Source organism: Methylocystis sp. H62 (genome assembly GCF_015709515.1).
Classification (GTDB): Bacteria; Pseudomonadota; Alphaproteobacteria; order Rhizobiales; family Beijerinckiaceae; genus Methylocystis.
This window is the reverse complement of the sequence record NZ_JADNQZ010000058.1, coordinates 76897-93624: the sequence shown is the minus strand read 5'-3', so window position 1 is coordinate 93624 and position 16728 is coordinate 76897. Positions and strand designations below refer to the sequence as shown.

Sequence of the window (16728 nt, the reverse complement as noted above, 5' to 3'; positions counted from 1 at the left end):
TAAGCGGTCGGCATTCCTTCACAAGGACATGGTAGCGCTCGCCTCCCAGCCAAGCCCGGGAAACACAATGTTGCGGCGCAGCATTCCCTGAAATACCGAATCCAGTCGAGCGCCTCCGGTTAAAGGACGTTGATGACAAAGCACCCCCATGCCGCGCAGCCGAACCCTGCGCGCGCAGAGCAGGCATCTTCCAGCCATCGCCACCCCTCCCCTGCCCATGACTTTCCGGGCCTCGCGTCGAGAGCCTTCGTCGAGGCCTGGCCCAGCGCCTTTCTGGCGGCGGAGCGCGCCGCCGACAGAGACCCATACGGCTACGCGGCCCTGAGCAATGTCATCGACCGTTCGCTTCATGCGAGCGTCGCCCATCTGACCGGCGGCCTTTCGCCCGCCTCGATGGCGAGCGCCTATTGGGACTGGGCGGCGCATCTTGCGTCAGCGCCGGGAAAGCAGATGCAGCTTGCCGAAAAGGCGATGCGCAAGACTTGGCGATTCGCCAATTACGCCGGACGCTGCGCGCTGCAGCCCAACGCCACGCCCTGCATCGAGCCGCTGCCGCAGGATAAGAGATTTTCGGGCGAAGCATGGCGAAGCTGGCCCTATGCGCTGCTCTACCAGGGTTTTCTGCTCAATCAGCAGTGGTGGCACAACGCCACGACGGGCATCCGCGGCGTCACCAAGCAGCATGAGAACGTCGTCGAATTCGCCTCACGGCAATTGCTCGACATGTTCTCGCCGTCGAATTTCTTAGCGACGAATCCCGAAGCCCTGCAACGCACGCTGGAGACCGGCGGCGTCAATCTCGTCTATGGCCTGCAGAATTTTCTCGAAGACATGGAGCGGCGCGCCGGCGGCAAGCGGCCTGTCGGCGCCGAAGCCTTCGTTCCCGGTCAGAACGTCGCGATCACGCCGGGCAAGGTGATCTATCGCAACCGGCTGATCGAGCTCATCCAATATGCGCCGGCGACGGAGACGGTAAGGCCCGAGCCCGTGCTCATCACGCCCGCCTGGATCATGAAATATTACATCCTCGATCTATCGCCGCATAATTCGCTCGTGCGGTTTTTGACCGAGCAAGGCTTCACCGTGTTCATGATTTCGTGGCGCAACCCGAGCGCCGAAGATCGTGATCTCGACATGGAAGCCTATCGCAGACTCGGCGTGATGGCCGCGCTCGACGTGATCTCGCGGCTCATGCCGGACCGGAAGATCCATGCCGCCGGCTATTGCCTGGGCGGAACGCTGCTCACGATCGCCGCGGCGGCCATGGCGCGCGACAATGACGAACGCCTCAAGAGCGTGACCTTGCTCGCCGCGCAAACCGATTTCACCGAAGCCGGAGAGCTGACGCTCTTCGTCAACGAAAGCCAGCTCGACTTTCTCGAAGACCTGATGTGGGAGCACGGCTTTCTCGATTCCAAGGAGATGGCCGGCGCGTTCCAGCTCCTGCGCTCCAATGATCTTGTCTGGTCCTACGCGCTCAAATCCTATCTCATGGGCGAGCGCGAGCCGATGACCGACATGATGGCCTGGAACGCCGACGCCACGCGCATGCCCTACAAGATGCATTCGGAATATCTTCGGCGGCTCTTCCTCAACAACGATCTCGCCGAGGGCCGGCTGCGCGTCAACGGCGGCGCCGTCGCGCTCAGCGAAATTAACGCGCCGATTTTCGCCGTCGGCACGGAGCGCGATCACGTCGCGCCCTGGCGTTCGGTTTATAAGATCCACCTGCTCGTCGACGCCCAGATCACCTTCCTGCTGACCAGCGGCGGGCATAACGCCGGCATCGTCTCGGCGCCCGAGAAGAAGCGCGGCGAGTACCGCTTCACGAACCGCGTGGACGGCGAGCATTACGCCGACCCCGCAGAGTGGGTGAAGATCGCGGCTGTCAGGGAAGGATCATGGTGGCCGGAATGGAGCGCCTGGCTCGCCGCGCGTTCCGGCCCAAAGGTCGCGCCGCCTGCGATGGCCGAAGCGCTCTGCGACGCGCCGGGAACCTATGTGCTGCAGAGCTGACGGGCTAAGATCCGACGCTCGCACGTCGTAGCAATTTGCCTCCGCTTGTCATCCCCGACGCGCGAAGCGCGATCGGGGATCCAGAGCAACATCACAGACATTTTTTATGAGTCTGGATTCCCGATCGCGCGCAAAGCGCGCGTCGGGAATGACAGAGTCGGTTCAAACATGAATCGCGCGGCCGTAGGCCGCGAGCACGCTCTCATGCATCGTCTCAGACAGCGTCGGATGCGGAAAGATCGTGCGGATCAAATCTTCTTCGGTCGTCTCGAGATTCATCGCGACGACGAAGCCCTGAATCAATTCCGTCGCTTCGACCCCAAAGATATGCGCGCCGAGCAGCCGCCCGCTTTTGGCGTCGAAGATCGTCTTCACGACGCCTTCGAGTTCGCCGAGCGCGATCGCCTTGCCATTGGCGAGATAGGGAAAGCGGCCGATCTTGACGTCGAGCCCCTGCTCTTTCGCCTTCGCCTCGGTCAGGCCGACCGACGCGACCTGCGGATGGCAATAGGTGCAGCCTGGAATGCGCGATCTGTCGAGCGCGTGCGCGTCTAAGCCGGCGATCGCCTCGACGCAAGTGACCCCCTCATGCTCCGCCTTATGCGCCAGCATCGGGCCGCCGGCGACGTCGCCGATCGCGTAAACGCCTTCGATATTGGTGCGCCCGAAGCCGTCGGTCTTGATGACGCCCCGCTCAAGCGCGACGCCGAGCGCCTCTAGCCCGAGATTTTCGACATTGGCGACGACGCCGATCGCCGACAGCGCGCGCTCGACGTCGAGCGTCTCCATCTCGCCGTCCGCGGGTTTCAGCGTCACGACGAGGCTGTCGGCCTTCTTCTCGACGCCCGTCACCGTCGTCGCGACGCGGATGTCGATCCCCTGCTTCTTGAACGATCGATGCGCCAGAGCGGCGATCTCCTCGTCTTCGCTCGGAAGAATATGCGGCAGCGCTTCGACGAGAATGACCTCGACGCCGAACGTCCGATAGAAAGACGCAAATTCGACGCCGATGGCGCCGGCGCCGACGATGAGCAGCGACTTCGGAAAGCGCTCCGGTTTCATCGCCTCGAAATAGGTCCAGACGAGTCGCCCGTCGGGCTCGAGGCCCGGCAGAACGCGCGGGCGCGCGCCGGTCGCGATGATGATGTGTTTCGCCTGATAGACGCCGTGGTCGAGCCTCGTTTTCGGCGAGGGCGGTTGCGGCGGCATGGGCGGTTTGGTCGGCGCGGCGACGCGCACCTCGCCCTTTCCGGCGATCGTCGCCTCGCCCCATATGACGTCGATCTTGTTTTTCTTGAGCAGAAACGCCACGCCGCCATTGAGCCGCGTCGCCGCCTCGCGCGAATGCGCGACGATGCGCGCGACGTCGGCGCTCAAGGCGCCTGGCGAAACGCCGAACCGCTCGCCCTCCTTGGCGAGGCGATAGACCTCGGCGGAGCGCAGCAGCGCTTTGGTGGGGATGCAGCCCCAGTTCAGGCAAATGCCGCCAAGATGTTCGCGCTCGACGACCGCGGTCTTCAGTCCCAATTGCGCGGCGCGAATGGCGGCGACATAGCCGCCGGGCCCGCCGCCGATGACGATGAGATCATATGTGTCGGCCATGCTTCGTCCTAGCTTCCCAGTGACCCAGTCTTCAGCGTTGTCGGCAAACTCTAAAAATTCACGAAAATTTACGCCCTGAAGGAAAAGCATATATTGTTTAGACGTTTGCAGTCACCTGACCATAAGGGGGCTTTGATGAGCGCCCGTCTTGCATCTACGACCGCCTCGCTGCGTTCGCTTTCTTTCAAAATCCTCGCTGGTCTGCGTCGCGCCGCTCATCTCATCTGGCGCGCCGCAATAACCGTCGTGCGTCTTTTGCTTTTGGCCTTTCTGACGGTTCTCGTGACCGCTTGGGCGATTTCCACGCCGAAGGACCACCCCTATCGCGTTCTTGATCCCGACTCACGCGATTGCAACATGCGGATCGGCGAAAACGGAAACTACGCGTCGCCGGCATGGAATATTCTGGCTGCCTATGGCAACGCCGAAAAAGAAGCGGCGCTCAAGGATGCGGCAGGTCGTTGGGACACGAGATTTCAATGCGCGATACAGCGTCACGAAGTTCCTGGTCCTCGCGCTGAGGACAACAATCGATCGAACGCGCTCGGCTACACATTGGCCTTTCTGGAATTTAAGGAGGATGGCGAGCCGTTCGAGCTGATCAAGGACGCTCATCAGCTGTTCACCATGAACGAATTGACCGATCGCGTGAGCTATATCGAACGCAGCTCATGGAAGCCGATCACACAGCTTGAGGCGCTCAACGCGCATCTTAGATCCGTTGAAAAGCGCACCCACGCCGATGAATTGGGGAATGCCGTCAAGCACAGCAATTACGTCATCGTCTTCGTTCATGGCTGGCGACATGACGCATCGATCGGAGACGGCAATGTCACCGATCTTCGCGCTTACGCGGCGCATGTCGCGCGCTACCTTCGCGACCGGTGCAACGCTGGCGAAAGCGAGCATTGCGGGCGCGAGGTGACGGCGGTGTACGTCGGCTGGCGAGGCGCGCGCCTGAACGAGACGCGACTGCATCTTCCCTTTATCGCGATGGGCAATAGCGTAGGCGCGCTCTTAGATGGCGACGCCGCACAGTGCTCGAACGGCGTTCTGCCCAGCGAAAAGCCTTTGTGCTGGAAGAACTGGATCAATTCCTGGGGCGATTCGCTCGCTTCCGGCGTCGTGACGCTGACCTTGTTCGACCGCAAACCCGTCAGCGAATATATTGCGCCGCACGCCCTGATGGCGCTGAGAAAAATCGAGCAGGTTCTCAGCAAACAGCCCGGAACGAAGGCAAAGCAACGAGACAATCCAAACAAGATGATCGTGATCGGCCATAGCCTCGGCGGCAACATGCTGGCCACGGCTCTGAAAGACCATTTGATCAAGGCGGTGCATAATCATCCGGGCGCCAACGCCTATTTTTATCCCCCGCTCGGCGATCTCGTGGTTCTCATTAACCCTGCCGCCGAAGCCTCCAAATGGACTGACGTTCAGCGCGCCGTCTGGGAGAAAGTCGCTTTCTTCGAGGGCGAAGGCGACCTCATGGCGGGCCACCGCTTTTTTCCCGCTCATCAAAGTCCTGTCGTGATTTCAGTCACCTCGGCCTATTCCTGGCCCCCGGGAGGAATCCGGCCCGGAGACTGCGCCATCGCTATGCGTCAAAAACTGAGCTTGCTCGGTCAGGATGTGAACTCGCCAGACGAAATATGCGCGAGATACAAGCAGTTCCTAGAGGCAAAAAAACCTGGGGAGTTCATCTTCCACGACGAGACGCCAAACCCCGACGAGCGCGCCTGCGGGGCGCTGAGAACCCCGTTTGCGCTCGATCAGGCGGTGGCGAATATCGATCGAAAAAAGAAAATCGGCATAAAATCCGACCTCGCGACCTATCTTGCTTTTCCGCTTTTTCGCGGCGACCTCCGACCTCTGGGCGCGATGATCGCCGGCGTCGCGCGCGATTTGCGCGCCGCCTGCGAAAACTTCAGCCTCCCCGAAAACCGACAAGATCAGCGAGCGCTGAGATTTTGGCAAAGGGTTGGAGAATTCGTGAGCGATCTTCCCTTCCAGAATACGGATATCGAATCTTCGCGCACGATCGGCCATCTCGATCCGCCGCGATCGTCGGTGAATCTCGTCGACACTCTTCGCATGCCGGCCCGCCAGCTCGGCACGACGCATGAAATTCGCAGCATCCGTTGGGCGCCGCCCAGTCAGGCGGATTACAAGGATATCCCCGCCGATCCCTCACTAAACTGCGCCGTCAGCCACGACTGGCTGACGCGGGCGCGAAGGGCGCAAACGAATGGCACTCAGTGGGAGAGCGCGATGCTGGCCCCGCCGCTCGACCCGGATCCTGCGAATCCTCGCGGCAGCGGCGGTCATCCAGCGGTCGAGATGACTCACGGTTTCAGGCTTGCGGGAATGCTCCCGATCACGCGCGCGAACGACCCGTTCTGGAACATGCGCGCCTATGACGACGTGCTCATGAGCCATGGCGGCTTCATGTTCAGTTCGTTCATCTGCGCGATCAATCAGTTCGTCTTGGATCGGCCGACACGATGGCCCCTGCCGGCGCCGCCAGCCGAATTGCAGAGCGCGCCTATGCCTCCAGAGACAAATCGGCCGGCGGCGGACGCCCCCAAAATTCGTGGCCGGGCGAGATGAATCGCCCGGCGATAGGCAGTCCGCGCATGCGGAACATTCCAAAACAAAAGCCTCCCGCAGCCGGCTGCGGGAGGCTCGAATATGTTCGCGATATAAGTCTTAGGCGGCCTGCGGCAACGCCGATTTGGCCTGCGCCACGATCGCCGCGAAGGCTTCGGGCTGATGAATGGCGAGATCCGACAAAACCTTGCGGTCGACTTCGATCCCGCCCTTGGCGAGCCCGTCGATGAACCGCGAATAGGTCAGCCCGTGCTCGCGCACGGCGGCGTTGAGCCGCTGGATCCACAGCGCGCGGAACACGCGCTTTTTCGCCTTACGGTCGCGCGTCGCATATTGCATCGAGCGGTCGACGGCGGCCTTGGCGGCGCGGATCGTATTCTTGCGGCGGCCATAGAAACCTTTGGCGGCCTTGAGGGTCTTCTTGTGCTTGGCGTGCGATGTGACGCCGCGTTTGACGCGAGCCATGACGAAACTCCTTTGCGGAAAAAGTGCGCTCTTTGCGATCAGCCGTTCGGCAGGAAGTATTTCTTCACGTTGTCGCCGTCAGTCTTGAACAAGACGGCCGTGCCGCGCAGATTTCTGATCTGCTTGTTCGTCCGCTTGATCATCCCGTGGCGCTTGCCCTGCTGGGCGTAGACCACTTTCCCGGTGCCGGTGATCTTGAAGCGCTTTTTCGCGCCGGATTTCGTCTTCAGTTTGGGCATTTTGCTCTCCTGGGCTCAGGGCCCTGTTGTTTTTGCGCCGCACTTGGACTGGTCCAAACGACGCTCTTTCGCGCGAGCGAAAAAACCGCCACGGCAGCCCATCACTGGCCGGGCGGTTCTGTAGAGCGCGGTTTATTGCCCAATGCCGGCGGAAACGCAAGTCCGGCAAAGCCTTGAGAGCGCCTGTGTAGACGGCTCCGCCTCTTGGCGAGTCCGCCCGCGACTTTGGTTTAAACCGAACAGAGAGAGTAAGACGTTAGCGGCGTAGCGTTAAACTCAACAAATAAAGGCATTTATCTCAGGGTTTGAAGAACAGGCGCAAGGCGCTAAATGTCTCTGATTGGAAACGATTCGGGGCGCATTATGAATGTGCATGCATCTGTAGGACGCACGATTGCCGCGGACTGTCCGGTCAATTCCCACAATGAGTGGGATCCGCTGGAGGAGATTATCGTCGGTCGCCTCGAAGGCTCGACGATTCCTTCCGACCATCCGGTGGTCACCTGCAACATCCCCGGCATGGCCGCGCGCGCCCAGTCGCTCGCCGCCGGATTCCGCTTTCCGAAATTCATGATCGAGCCGGCGCAGCAGGAGCTCGACGGTTTCATCGCTTTGCTCGAGTCGCTCGGCGTCAAGGTGACGCGGCCCGACGCGGTCAATCACAAGGCGAAGTTCTCGACGCCGCACTGGTCGTCGCGCGGCTTCTGCAACTCTTGCCCGCGCGACTCGATGCTGGTGATCGGCGACGAGATCCTCGAAACCCCGATGGCCTGGCCCTGCCGCTATTTCGAAACGCACTCCTATCGGGAGATCCTCAAGGATTATTTCCGACGCGGCGCGCGCTGGACCTCGGCACCCAAGCCGCAGCTCACCGACGAACTGTTCGATCCCAACTTCAAATTGCCTGAGAAGGGTGAGGAGATCCGCTACATTCTCACCGAGTTCGAGCCGGTGTTCGACGCCGCCGATTTCTTCCGCTGCGGCCGCGATCTTTTCGTCACCCGCTCCAATGTCACCAATGCGATGGGCGTCGACTGGCTGCGCCGCCATCTTGGCGACGGTTACCGGATTCACGAGATCAAGAGCCGCTGCCCCAATCCCATGCATATCGACACGACGATTCTGCCGCTGGGGCCCGGGCGCCTGCTGATCAATCCGGAATATATCAATCCGGATGAGCTGCCGGACATTTTGAAGAAATGGGACATTCTCGTCGCGCCGGAGCCGGATCCGATCAACGACCGCATTCTCGCGATCACCTCGATGTGCGGCAAATGGCTCAGCATGAACATTCTAGCGATCGACGAGAAGCGCGTCATCGTCGATCCGCATCACACCAACATGATGCGGCAGATGGAGAAATGGGGCTACGAACCCATCCCCTGTTCGTTCCTGCACTACGCGGCGTTCGGCGGCGCGTTCCACTGCGCGACGCTCGACGTGCGGCGGCGCGGAACGCTCGAAAGCTATTTTTGATTCAGTCGCGCTTCTTTCGCCCGACGCTTTTCGCAAGGAGCGCCGGGCGATTCTACTTCAGGTTCACGCCGCCAAGCCGCAGGCCGATGATGCCCAGGAGGATGAGTCCGATTGATCCCAGCCGCAGCACGGTGGTCGGTTCGTTGAACAGGAAAACGCCCACCAAGGTCGCCGCTGCGATGCTTGCGCCGGTCCACACCGCATAGGCCGTGCCGGCGGGAATCGTTTTTACCGCAATGCCCAGGCAGCCGACGCTCGCCGCCATGAAAAACACCATAATGAGCGAAGGCCAGAGCCGCGTGAATCCCTGGGCATATTTCATCCCGATGAGCCAGCCGACCTCGCAAATGCTGCCGATAAAAAGGATGATCCAGTCCATCTAACCGTCCTTGCCTGCCGACGTCGCCGCGTCCGGCGACTTGTGGATTTTGCGGTCCAATCCGTCAAGAACCGCCGATTTGCATTTCGCGAGACGCCGCCCACATAGGCCGCAAGGAGCCTTCATCATGAGAAGAATTATCGACGTTTACCCCGCCCCGGATTCGATGCACTGGGTCGGCGACGGCTTTCCCGTTCGCTCGCTGTTTTCGCATCACGAACATGGCGCGCAGGTGAGCCCCTTTCTTCTGTTCGACTACGCGGGTCCGTTCGACTTTCCACCGACGCCCGAGCGCCGCGGCGTCGGCGCGCATCCGCATCGCGGCTTCGAGACGGTGACGATCGTCCTCGACGGCGAACTCGCGCATCGCGACTCGACCGGCGCCGGCGGGCTTATTGGCCCTGGCGACGTGCAGTGGATGCGCGCCGCCTCCGGGGTCGTTCACGAGGAATATCATTCCGAAAGCTTCGCCAAATCGGGCGGACCGTTCGAGGTCGTGCAGCTTTGGGTCAATCTGCCGGCGCGCGAGAAGATGAGCCCGCCGCGCTACCAGACCCTCCTCGACAAGGACATTCCGCGCGTCGATCTGCCCGGCGACGCCGGGCTTGTTCGCGTCATCGCCGGCAAATTCGACAGCCATCGCGGACCAGCGCAAACCGCGACGCCGATCGATCTTTGGGATGTGCGGATCGACGCGGGAAAAAGCGCTCGGTTCACGCTTCCCGAGGGCCATACGGCGCTGGCGGCGATTCTCGAAGGGACGGTCGAAGTCAATGGCGAGAAGATCGCGCGCGCGACGGATGTTGTCGTATTCGAGGAGGAAGGCGGCGACATCGCCTTCGAAGCCAACAATGACGTGAAGCTGATCGTCATGAGCGGCGAACCGATTGACGAGCCCGTGGCGCAACAGGGCCCGTTCGTGATGAATACGCAGGATGAATTGCGGCAGGCCTTCGCCGACTATCAGTCCGGACGGTTCGGCGTCATCGCGCCGCAGGGCGGCTAAAGCGCTTTTCGATCACATGGGCTCATGTGATCGATAGAAATCGCTCAAAAGCGAACGTTGGAGCAGGTTCTCATCGAAAAGGTCTGTCAGCCTTTTGGGAACCTGCTCTATGACGACGCGCTGCTGCGACGCGGCGCCAATCTTAGCTCTTCGATCGTCGCCGCCAGCGAAGTGAACTCCACCGGCTTGGTGAGAAATGCGTCGACTCCGGCGGCGCGGGCGGCGCGCTCGTCTTCTTCGCGCGCGCTGGCCGTCAGCACCAAGATGGGCGTGCGCGGCGCGCCTGCCCGCGCCTCGGCCTCACGAATGCGGAGGCTCGCCTCGCGTCCGTCGAAATCGGGCATGAAAAGATCCATGACGATCACGTCATAAGGCTCGCCCACGCCCTCGATCGCTTCGCGCGCCCGTGCGAGCGCGAGCGCGCCGCTTTCCGCGCGAGTCACCTTCGCGCCAAGCTTCGCGAGGTGACGCGTGAGGATGAGCGCATTGATCTCATTGTCTTCGGCGATAAGCGCGTTCACCCCGGCGAGCGCCTGCGGCGGCGCGTCGTCGTCAGGCGCGGGCGCATTGGCGCTCTCTGGCGACAGACGGGCGGTCAGCGAGGCGATCCGCACCGGCTTCACCAGCCAGCCGTCGAAGTCGCATAGGGCGTCCTCGCCGAAGGCGCGCCGTTCGATCGGCGAGAAGAGCAGAAACAGTCGTCCCGCCTGCGCGCCGCGAGCGACTTTCGCCAATTGCGCGGTCATTTGCGGGCCCAGCGCGCAGTCGACGATGACGGCGTCGAAGGGTTTTTCGCGCGCGCCATGCAGCGCTGACGGCGCATTCTCGGCCGCGACGATCTCCGCTTCGGCTCCGGCGAATCGTAAGCTCTCGGCGAGATAGGGCGCTTCAAAGATGCTGTGCGCGACGATCAGCGCCTTCAGCCCGGAAAGCGGCGCCGGCGCGGGCTCTTCGCTGAGTGGCGGCGCCGGCAGCGTGAAGGCGAAAACGGCGCCCATGTCCGTTGAATTGACGAGCGCCAGCGCGCCGCCCATCCTGGCGACGAGACGGCGAGAGATGGCGAGGCCGAGCCCCGTGCCCGCCTGCGGGTGGTTCTCGGAAGGATCGGCCTGCTCGAATTCCTCGAAGATCGCCTCGCGCGCCGCCTCGGGCACGCCCGGCCCGGAGTCGTGCACCTCGAAGCGCAGCCGCGCGCCGTCACGCGCGACGCGCACGCCCACGCCGCCCCGCTCGGTGAATTTCACCGCGTTGCCGATGAGATTGACGAGCACCTGCCGAAGTCGCGCCGGATCGCCCACGATTTCGCGCGGCGTATCAGGCGAGATGACGCTGGCAAGCTCCAGCCCTTTCGCCATCGCGCGCGGCGCCAGCAATTCGACCACGCTTTCGACGAAGGGCGCGAGCGCGAAGGCTTCGTGGCGCAGCTCGAACTTGCCGGCTTCGATCTTGGAGAAATCCAGAATGTCGTCGATCAGCTGCGAGAGCGAACGGCTTGAATCGCCGATCGCTTCGACATAGCTCGCCTGTTCGGCGGTGAGCTTGGTCATCGCGAGAAGCTGCGCCAGCCCCATGACGCCGTTGAGCGGCGTGCGGAATTCGTGGCTGACCGCTGCGAGAAAGCGCGACTTGGCGAGACTGGCGGCTTCCGCCCTGTCGCGAGCGGCGGCGGCGGCGCGCAGCTCCCAAATTTCGTCGCGCAGCGATTCGAGTTCGGCCTCGACCTTTTCGCGGCCACGCCCGCGCAGGGCAATGTAAATGGACGCCGCCAGCAACAGAATGACGAGCTGCGCCGCGACCAAAATCACAATATGGTTTAAGGACATGCGCCCATATCAGGCCGCAAGGCGCCCGAACGCAAGTCCCGCGCGATAGGAAAGCGCTTCCGCAAGATGCGGTCGGCCGACGGACTCAGCGCCGTCGAGATCGGCGATGGTGCGCGCAAGCTTCAAGACCCTGTGAAACCCGCGCGCCGTGAGGCCGTAGCGCTCCGACGCGTCCCGAATCAGCGCCGTGCCCGCAGCGTCGAGACGCGCCGCGCGCTCGATCACCGCCGCCGGCGCGGCGGCGTTGGCGGCGACCCTTGGCAACGAGAGAGCGTCGTAGCGGGCGCGCTGAATCTCGCGGGCCCGCGCGACGCGCGCCGCGACCTGCCGCGAACCCTCGCACGGCGGCGGCAACACGAGATCGGCGGCGGTCACCGCCGGCACCTCGATCTGCACATCAAAACGGTCGAGCAGCGGTCCCGAAAGCCGCGCCTGATATTGCGCGACGCAGCGTTCATTGGGCTGACGCTTGCAGGCGTAGCCCGGATCCATCGCATGACCGCAACGGCAGGGATTCATCGCCGCGACAAGCTGAAAGCGCGCCGGGTAAACGGCGCGATGATTGGCGCGCGACACCGCCACCTCGCCGGTCTCGAGCGGCTGACGCAGGCTGTCCAGCACCTGCGGTTGGAACTCGGGCAATTCGTCAAGAAAAAGGACCCCGTTATGGGCGAGCGAAATCTCGCCAGGCTTTGCATGGGAGCCGCCGCCGACCAGCGCCGGCATCGAGGCGGAATGGTGGTCCTTAAGCTACGATATGTAAGTCTTTGCATTGCAATGAAAATGTATTGCAAAATTCGGCTAAGTGTTTCATCCGGTGTTACAACGCGCGACCGCACAAAAGCGCGCCACGGCGAACGCTGGCGAACTAATTTCGCCTGCGCTGCAAGTCGGAAAGAATTCCCGGAATGGCCTTGTTGTTTTGGCCTATGCGCTGATCGATCATCAGCATGATGCCCTGCGGCGTGATCTGCGGCGTCACGTCGACGGCGGCATTGTTGTGAATGACGATGTTGGGCGAGCCGCCCATCTTGTCGAACGGCGTCACAGTCGCCGGTCCCTGGATGAGCTCCGGCCCCGCCTCGCCAGTGATGGCCCATTTGCCGGCGCCAAGCGATCCGCCATCGGCCATGAATTTGAACGGCGCGCCGCTGAACAACGGCGAGCTAAAATATTTCCCGCTGCCGCCCGCGAGGCCAAGAGCATTCGCGCCCGCGCCAAGGAGACCGCCGAGCAACCCGCCATCCTTGCCGCCGGAAAGCGCGCTCTTAATTCCCGACGACGCCAATTGCCGCGCCAGGTCGGCGAGCACGTCCTTGGCCTTCTTGCCGTTGATGGCGATATCGGCAAGCGCGCTCGCCATGTCGTCGGAGAATTCCTTCACAGCATTATTGAGCGACTTTTGCGCCTCAGTCAGCTCTTGCACTTTTTCCTTGTGCTTATGCACGGCTTCGCGCGCCGCCTTATGAGCGTGCTCGGCGTTGGCCGGAAACGCGATCGTGCCGCGCGCGCCGCCATTGCTGGCGGCTACACCGCCAATCGGAGGAAGGTTGCCGGCGTGCCTATCGATGTTTTCGTCGCGCTCAGCGCCCAGTAGAAGATCATTCAACCGACGCTTAGCGATGCCCTCTTGCTCGTTGCGATATTGCGCGGCGGTCGTCCCGGCTTTCCCGCCCAACCCAACGGCCTCAGCCGCCACGCCAAGTGCGCGCCTGCCGCCGGCGATAATCTCTTCGATCTTTCGAAGAACCTCAGCAAAAGCCGACTGGATAGCGTTGGCGACCTCCAATGCCCCTGACTTCACGCCATGCAAATAGTTGATGACGTTGTCGCTGATGCTTTGCCAAATCTTTTGGGAGTCGTCCTTCAATTCCTGATAGCGCGCGAGCGTCGTCTTTTGAAAATCGTTCATCTCGCCGCCGGCGTCTTCGGCGAACTTGCGCACGTCGCCGCCAGCCTGCTCAAAGACGCGCTGCATTTCCTCGGACAGGCCAAGCAACTTGGTCGCGTTGAGCTTGTCGACTTCGCTGCGAGAATTGGAAATCAGCCGCGCAACATCTGCGAATACGTCCTTGAACGGCCGAGCGGCCCCGCTGGCGTCCTTGAGTGCGATCCCGTTGGCCTTCATGAATTCGGCGAGTTTGCCGCCATCGCGCGCCGCTTCGTTCAACTTCAGCGCAAACTCGCGAAGATCGGCGTTCATCGCCTTGGGATCGAAGCCGAGCGCCGAGCCGGCCTTGTTTAGGTTCTGCAAAGAACCGAACGATACGCCGAGCGTGCGCGCGGTTTCCTGCAGCTCGCGCAGATTTTCTGCCGCCTGGGCGAGGGCCTGCGGCAACTCGCGAACGAGCGTCACCGTCATTCGAGAGGCGAAGCTGGCGATTGAAAGCTGCAATGTCGAGAACTGATTGGTGAGTTTGCGCGCGCTTCCCGTGGCGTTGTCCATGCCACGCTGCATCTCGCGCGATGCAGACTGAGCCTGCCGAGAGACTTCGCCCAACTGCTCGCGCGCCTTCGTTAGACCGCGCTTCAAATTATCGAGGTTGGCCTTGAACTCATAGGTGAGTGAGCCGGCGACCGCGTTTGCCATCCCTCATTCTCCATTGCAGCGGATGCGCCATCCGACAAAACGCGGCGTCATGCCGTTGATTTAACGCGATGCGATATCGAGGAACGCCATGCAGGGTTACATGCAGGGTTACATTGCGCTGATCGCGGCGACCAGCTCTGCGAATGAGCCGCCAGCACTCGGCCGGCAGCGCATCTCTCTCGCCTCGCGCTCGGCGCGCACAACGCGCGGCATGTATTTGCGCCGCAGATCCGCTGCGAACGCCTTATCTTCCGGCTTGCGAGTGACGCGGGCAATCGCGTCGAACGTCTCGACGATCGCCCGCACCTTTGCCGGATTGAATTGTCGCCTGCGCATGACGCCCCTCGCCTCTAGAGAAAAGCGAAGCGGCGCGACGTTCCGCCGATGCACGACAACGGAACGCCGCACCGCCGTTCGCAACGACGTGCGCTTACGACGTCGCGAATTTGAGAAGCTTCGCGGCCTCGAAATTATGCACGGCGCCGCCGACGCGCTTCGTCGTGTAGAACAGGACGTAAGGCTTGCTCGTATAGGGATCGCGCAGTGTGCGAATGCCGATGCGATCGACGATCCGATAGAACTGCTTCATGTCGCCGAACAACATGCTGTAGCTGTCGGCCGCCATGTCGGGCATGTCCTCTGTGTCATAGACCGCGTGGCCGCCGAGCGTCGCAGGCTGTCCAGCGGCGACGGCGGGTTGCCACAGATAGTGCCCCTGGCTGTCTTTGAGCTTCCGAGCCGCGGCGATCGTGCGGCGATTGGCGAGCCAAACCGCATTGGCGCGATAAATCCCGCGCAGCCCATAAATGATGTCGATGATCGGATTGAACGTCAGCGTAGCGTCGAACGCGCCGGATGCGCCGCTCGGGTAATAGCCTATCTTCTGCCACGCCCAGGACGCATCCGCGACGACGGTTTCAGTCAAGAAACCTCGCGGCTTCGTCATGCCGGTTCCGGTGACGAACGCCTGGCCTTCCATCTGCGCGAAGATCATCGCCGCCTCGTTGGCGATCCACTGCTCAACGTTCAGGAAGCTATCGTCCAACATGCTCTGCGTCGCCGCCGGCATGCAGTAAATCTCGTTCACGGGGATTTCGATTTCCTTGAACGAAGAGGCGGTCGTCTCGGGGCGCGTAGTCGTCTCGCCGACCCATCCGGCCGTTGCGCCGCGCATGTTGACGGGAATTTTAAGCGCCGAGTTGCCGATCTGCGTCACGCTCGCGACCTGGCGAATTGGCGAAATGAGCAGGCTCAATTCAACCATCGTCTGTTCGATCTGCGGGAGCACAGTGAAACCGCCCGCAGGATCGGAGCCGACCGAAAGCGCCTTCAGCTCGGGAACGGTTTCGCCGATCCGCTCCAAATCAAGCTCTGCGGCGTTGCCGCCCTTGCGAAGGTATTTCGCGAAGGCGGCCTCATAGTCCATCGCCTCGCGGGATTTGTATTCGCCACCATCGGCCATGCGCGAAAGGACCGTCGAGCGCTTCAGCGTAAGGATTTCCTGTTCCATCGTCCGTTCGATGTCGGAAATGCTCTTGTTGATCCGGTCGACCTGTTCGGCGGTGAGCGGATCGGGGCGGCCCCTTTTCAGCTCGGCCAGCTCGCGGCTGTGCTTTTCCTTGAACTGCTCGAACGCGCTGCCGATGTTTTCCATCTGGCGCGAGACTTCGACCATAGAGCCGGATTTCGTTTCCAGCGCTTTTTGCTCAAGCTGGATCGGACGGATACCGCCCTTAATTCTTTCGAAGATGGACATTGGGAAACCTTGGGGTTTGCGCCAGCATGCCGGTTGCGCTGCGTCTCGCAGCTCCTCGGCGGGCGAGGCTCTTCGTCACGAAGAGCGGCTGGAGGGGCATCGCGTCCGCGGCCCGGAACGGCCTGTGCGCTTATCCAAGCGCGCTCCAAATGGCCGTGCGACAATATCGCCGAAAAGCGCAGGCAAAGCAACATCGCAGATAACACTTGCGGCTATGCTAAACAGCGAATGCTAGCGAATACAGACGACTATTGGCGGACAATGGCGGATGATAAGTCCGCCATTGCGAACGCGCCGCCCGCTTCGCCTCGTCTGACAGCCCGGCGACCTTCGTCGCGCGGCGGGCGTCAGGCTCGGATAGGCCAAGATCGCGTGCGGCTTTGCGGACTCCGGCCTCGGGACGCCCACCTTGTGGTTTTGCGTCAACTTGACGCGAAACAGTATCCGCCAGCCTGATCCACTCGGCGACATGCTCATCGCGCTCAAGCGCGGTCAGTTCGGCGCGCGTCGCTATTTTTTGCTATTTTAGCAAACTTGCTTTGATTGTTTGAACGCCAGCGCGCCGCTGTGAATGCCAGCACGCAGCCTTTGATTTATTTTGATTGTTTTATCACGCCATGAGCGTTTCAGAGCTGCACATCGCCGGCGAAAACTTGCCAAAAGTTGCCATTTTTGCGGGCCGGCGACCTTGTCATTTCCTATCAATCTTGAAGCCTTAACCCTGCCATTCCCTGCCATTCCCTGCCATGGGCGAGGGCCTGAACCT

At 61.8% G+C, this 16728-nt stretch carries 12 protein-coding genes and 1 pseudogene; 4 read left to right on the top strand and 9 right to left on the bottom strand.

The window, feature by feature from the left end; all coding sequences use genetic code 11:
• The first annotated feature begins 132 nt into the window (after positions 1-132).
• Complete coding sequence (locus IYY11_RS17130; RefSeq protein WP_196404969.1) at positions 133-2016, top strand: alpha/beta hydrolase; 1884 nt, start codon at positions 133-135, stop codon at positions 2014-2016.
• 162 nt (positions 2017-2178) lie between these two features.
• On the opposite strand, the gene lpdA is transcribed toward IYY11_RS17130, so the two are convergent.
• Complete coding sequence (gene lpdA, locus IYY11_RS17125; RefSeq protein WP_196404968.1) at positions 2179-3618, bottom strand: dihydrolipoyl dehydrogenase; 1440 nt, start codon at positions 3616-3618, stop codon at positions 2179-2181.
• Between the two features lie 135 nt (positions 3619-3753).
• Between lpdA and IYY11_RS17120 the strand changes: the two genes are divergently transcribed.
• The gene (locus IYY11_RS17120) at positions 3754-6228 is read left to right on the top strand and encodes a hypothetical protein (protein ID WP_196404967.1); all 2475 of its coding nucleotides are present in this window, start codon (positions 3754-3756) and stop codon (positions 6226-6228) included.
• 99 nt (positions 6229-6327) lie between these two features.
• Here IYY11_RS17120 and rplT read toward each other — a convergent pair whose 3' ends face one another.
• Together rplT and rpmI are read right to left on the bottom strand one after the other, a co-directional pair.
• Positions 6328-6693, bottom strand: coding sequence for a 50S ribosomal protein L20 (gene rplT, locus IYY11_RS17115; RefSeq protein ID WP_018409162.1), 366 nt, complete (start codon positions 6691-6693; stop codon positions 6328-6330).
• Positions 6694-6731: 38 nt separating this feature from the next.
• Positions 6732-6932: a 50S ribosomal protein L35 gene (gene rpmI, locus IYY11_RS17110; protein WP_109025906.1), complete on the bottom strand. Its 201-nt coding sequence runs from the start codon at positions 6930-6932 to the stop codon at positions 6732-6734.
• Between the two features lie 363 nt (positions 6933-7295).
• On the opposite strand from rpmI, the gene IYY11_RS17105 reads away from it, so the two are divergent.
• Positions 7296-8408: an amidinotransferase gene (locus IYY11_RS17105; RefSeq protein WP_196405371.1), complete on the top strand. Its 1113-nt coding sequence runs from the start codon at positions 7296-7298 to the stop codon at positions 8406-8408.
• Positions 8409-8460: 52 nt separating this feature from the next.
• Here IYY11_RS17105 and IYY11_RS17100 read toward each other — a convergent pair whose 3' ends face one another.
• The gene (locus IYY11_RS17100; RefSeq protein WP_029648562.1) at positions 8461-8787 is read right to left on the bottom strand and encodes a DMT family transporter; all 327 of its coding nucleotides are present in this window, start codon (positions 8785-8787) and stop codon (positions 8461-8463) included.
• A 127-nt stretch (positions 8788-8914) separates the two neighbouring features.
• Here IYY11_RS17100 and IYY11_RS17095 point away from each other — a divergent pair, with 127 nt between their 5' ends.
• Positions 8915-9793, top strand: a complete 879-nt coding sequence (locus IYY11_RS17095) for a pirin family protein (RefSeq protein ID WP_196404966.1) — start codon at positions 8915-8917, stop codon at positions 9791-9793.
• A gap of 107 nt (positions 9794-9900) precedes the next feature.
• Here the strand turns inward: IYY11_RS17095 and IYY11_RS17090 are convergent, their stop codons facing one another.
• From IYY11_RS17090 to IYY11_RS17070, 5 genes and pseudogenes are all read right to left on the bottom strand, one after another.
• Positions 9901-11616: an ATP-binding protein gene (locus tag IYY11_RS17090; protein ID WP_196404965.1), complete on the bottom strand. Its 1716-nt coding sequence runs from the start codon at positions 11614-11616 to the stop codon at positions 9901-9903.
• A gap of 9 nt (positions 11617-11625) precedes the next feature.
• A pseudogene (locus tag IYY11_RS17085) lies at positions 11626-12357 on the bottom strand (ATP-binding protein); the annotation flags it as partial.
• Positions 12358-12484: 127 nt separating this feature from the next.
• Positions 12485-14206, bottom strand: a complete 1722-nt coding sequence (locus IYY11_RS17080; protein WP_196404964.1) for a hypothetical protein — start codon at positions 14204-14206, stop codon at positions 12485-12487.
• Positions 14207-14314: 108 nt separating this feature from the next.
• A complete protein-coding gene (locus tag IYY11_RS17075) occupies positions 14315-14542 on the bottom strand; it encodes a hypothetical protein (protein WP_196404963.1) in 228 nt (75 codons plus the stop codon).
• A gap of 94 nt (positions 14543-14636) precedes the next feature.
• Positions 14637-15962, bottom strand: a complete 1326-nt coding sequence (locus tag IYY11_RS17070) for a phage major capsid protein (RefSeq protein ID WP_196404962.1) — start codon at positions 15960-15962, stop codon at positions 14637-14639.
• Positions 15963-16728: the final 766 nt, after the last annotated feature.

What these genes read in the sequence shown, in the direction of transcription:
- IYY11_RS17130 (WP_196404969.1), top strand. Translation starts at nt 133, where the DNA reads ATGACAAAGCACCCCCATGCCGCGCAGCCGAACCCTGCGCGCGCAGAG.
- lpdA (WP_196404968.1), bottom strand. Translation starts at nt 3,618, where the DNA reads ATGGCCGACACATATGATCTCATCGTCATCGGCGGCGGGCCCGGCGGC.
- IYY11_RS17120 (WP_196404967.1), top strand. Translation starts at nt 3,754, where the DNA reads ATGAGCGCCCGTCTTGCATCTACGACCGCCTCGCTGCGTTCGCTTTCT.
- rplT (WP_018409162.1), bottom strand. Translation starts at nt 6,693, where the DNA reads ATGGCTCGCGTCAAACGCGGCGTCACATCGCACGCCAAGCACAAGAAG.
- rpmI (WP_109025906.1), bottom strand. Translation starts at nt 6,932, where the DNA reads ATGCCCAAACTGAAGACGAAATCCGGCGCGAAAAAGCGCTTCAAGATC.
- IYY11_RS17105 (WP_196405371.1), top strand. Translation starts at nt 7,296, where the DNA reads ATGAATGTGCATGCATCTGTAGGACGCACGATTGCCGCGGACTGTCCG.
- IYY11_RS17100 (WP_029648562.1), bottom strand. Translation starts at nt 8,787, where the DNA reads ATGGACTGGATCATCCTTTTTATCGGCAGCATTTGCGAGGTCGGCTGG.
- IYY11_RS17095 (WP_196404966.1), top strand. Translation starts at nt 8,915, where the DNA reads ATGAGAAGAATTATCGACGTTTACCCCGCCCCGGATTCGATGCACTGG.
- IYY11_RS17090 (WP_196404965.1), bottom strand. Translation starts at nt 11,616, where the DNA reads ATGTCCTTAAACCATATTGTGATTTTGGTCGCGGCGCAGCTCGTCATT.
- IYY11_RS17080 (WP_196404964.1), bottom strand. Translation starts at nt 14,206, where the DNA reads ATGGCAAACGCGGTCGCCGGCTCACTCACCTATGAGTTCAAGGCCAAC.
- IYY11_RS17075 (WP_196404963.1), bottom strand. Translation starts at nt 14,542, where the DNA reads ATGCGCAGGCGACAATTCAATCCGGCAAAGGTGCGGGCGATCGTCGAG.
- IYY11_RS17070 (WP_196404962.1), bottom strand. Translation starts at nt 15,962, where the DNA reads ATGTCCATCTTCGAAAGAATTAAGGGCGGTATCCGTCCGATCCAGCTT.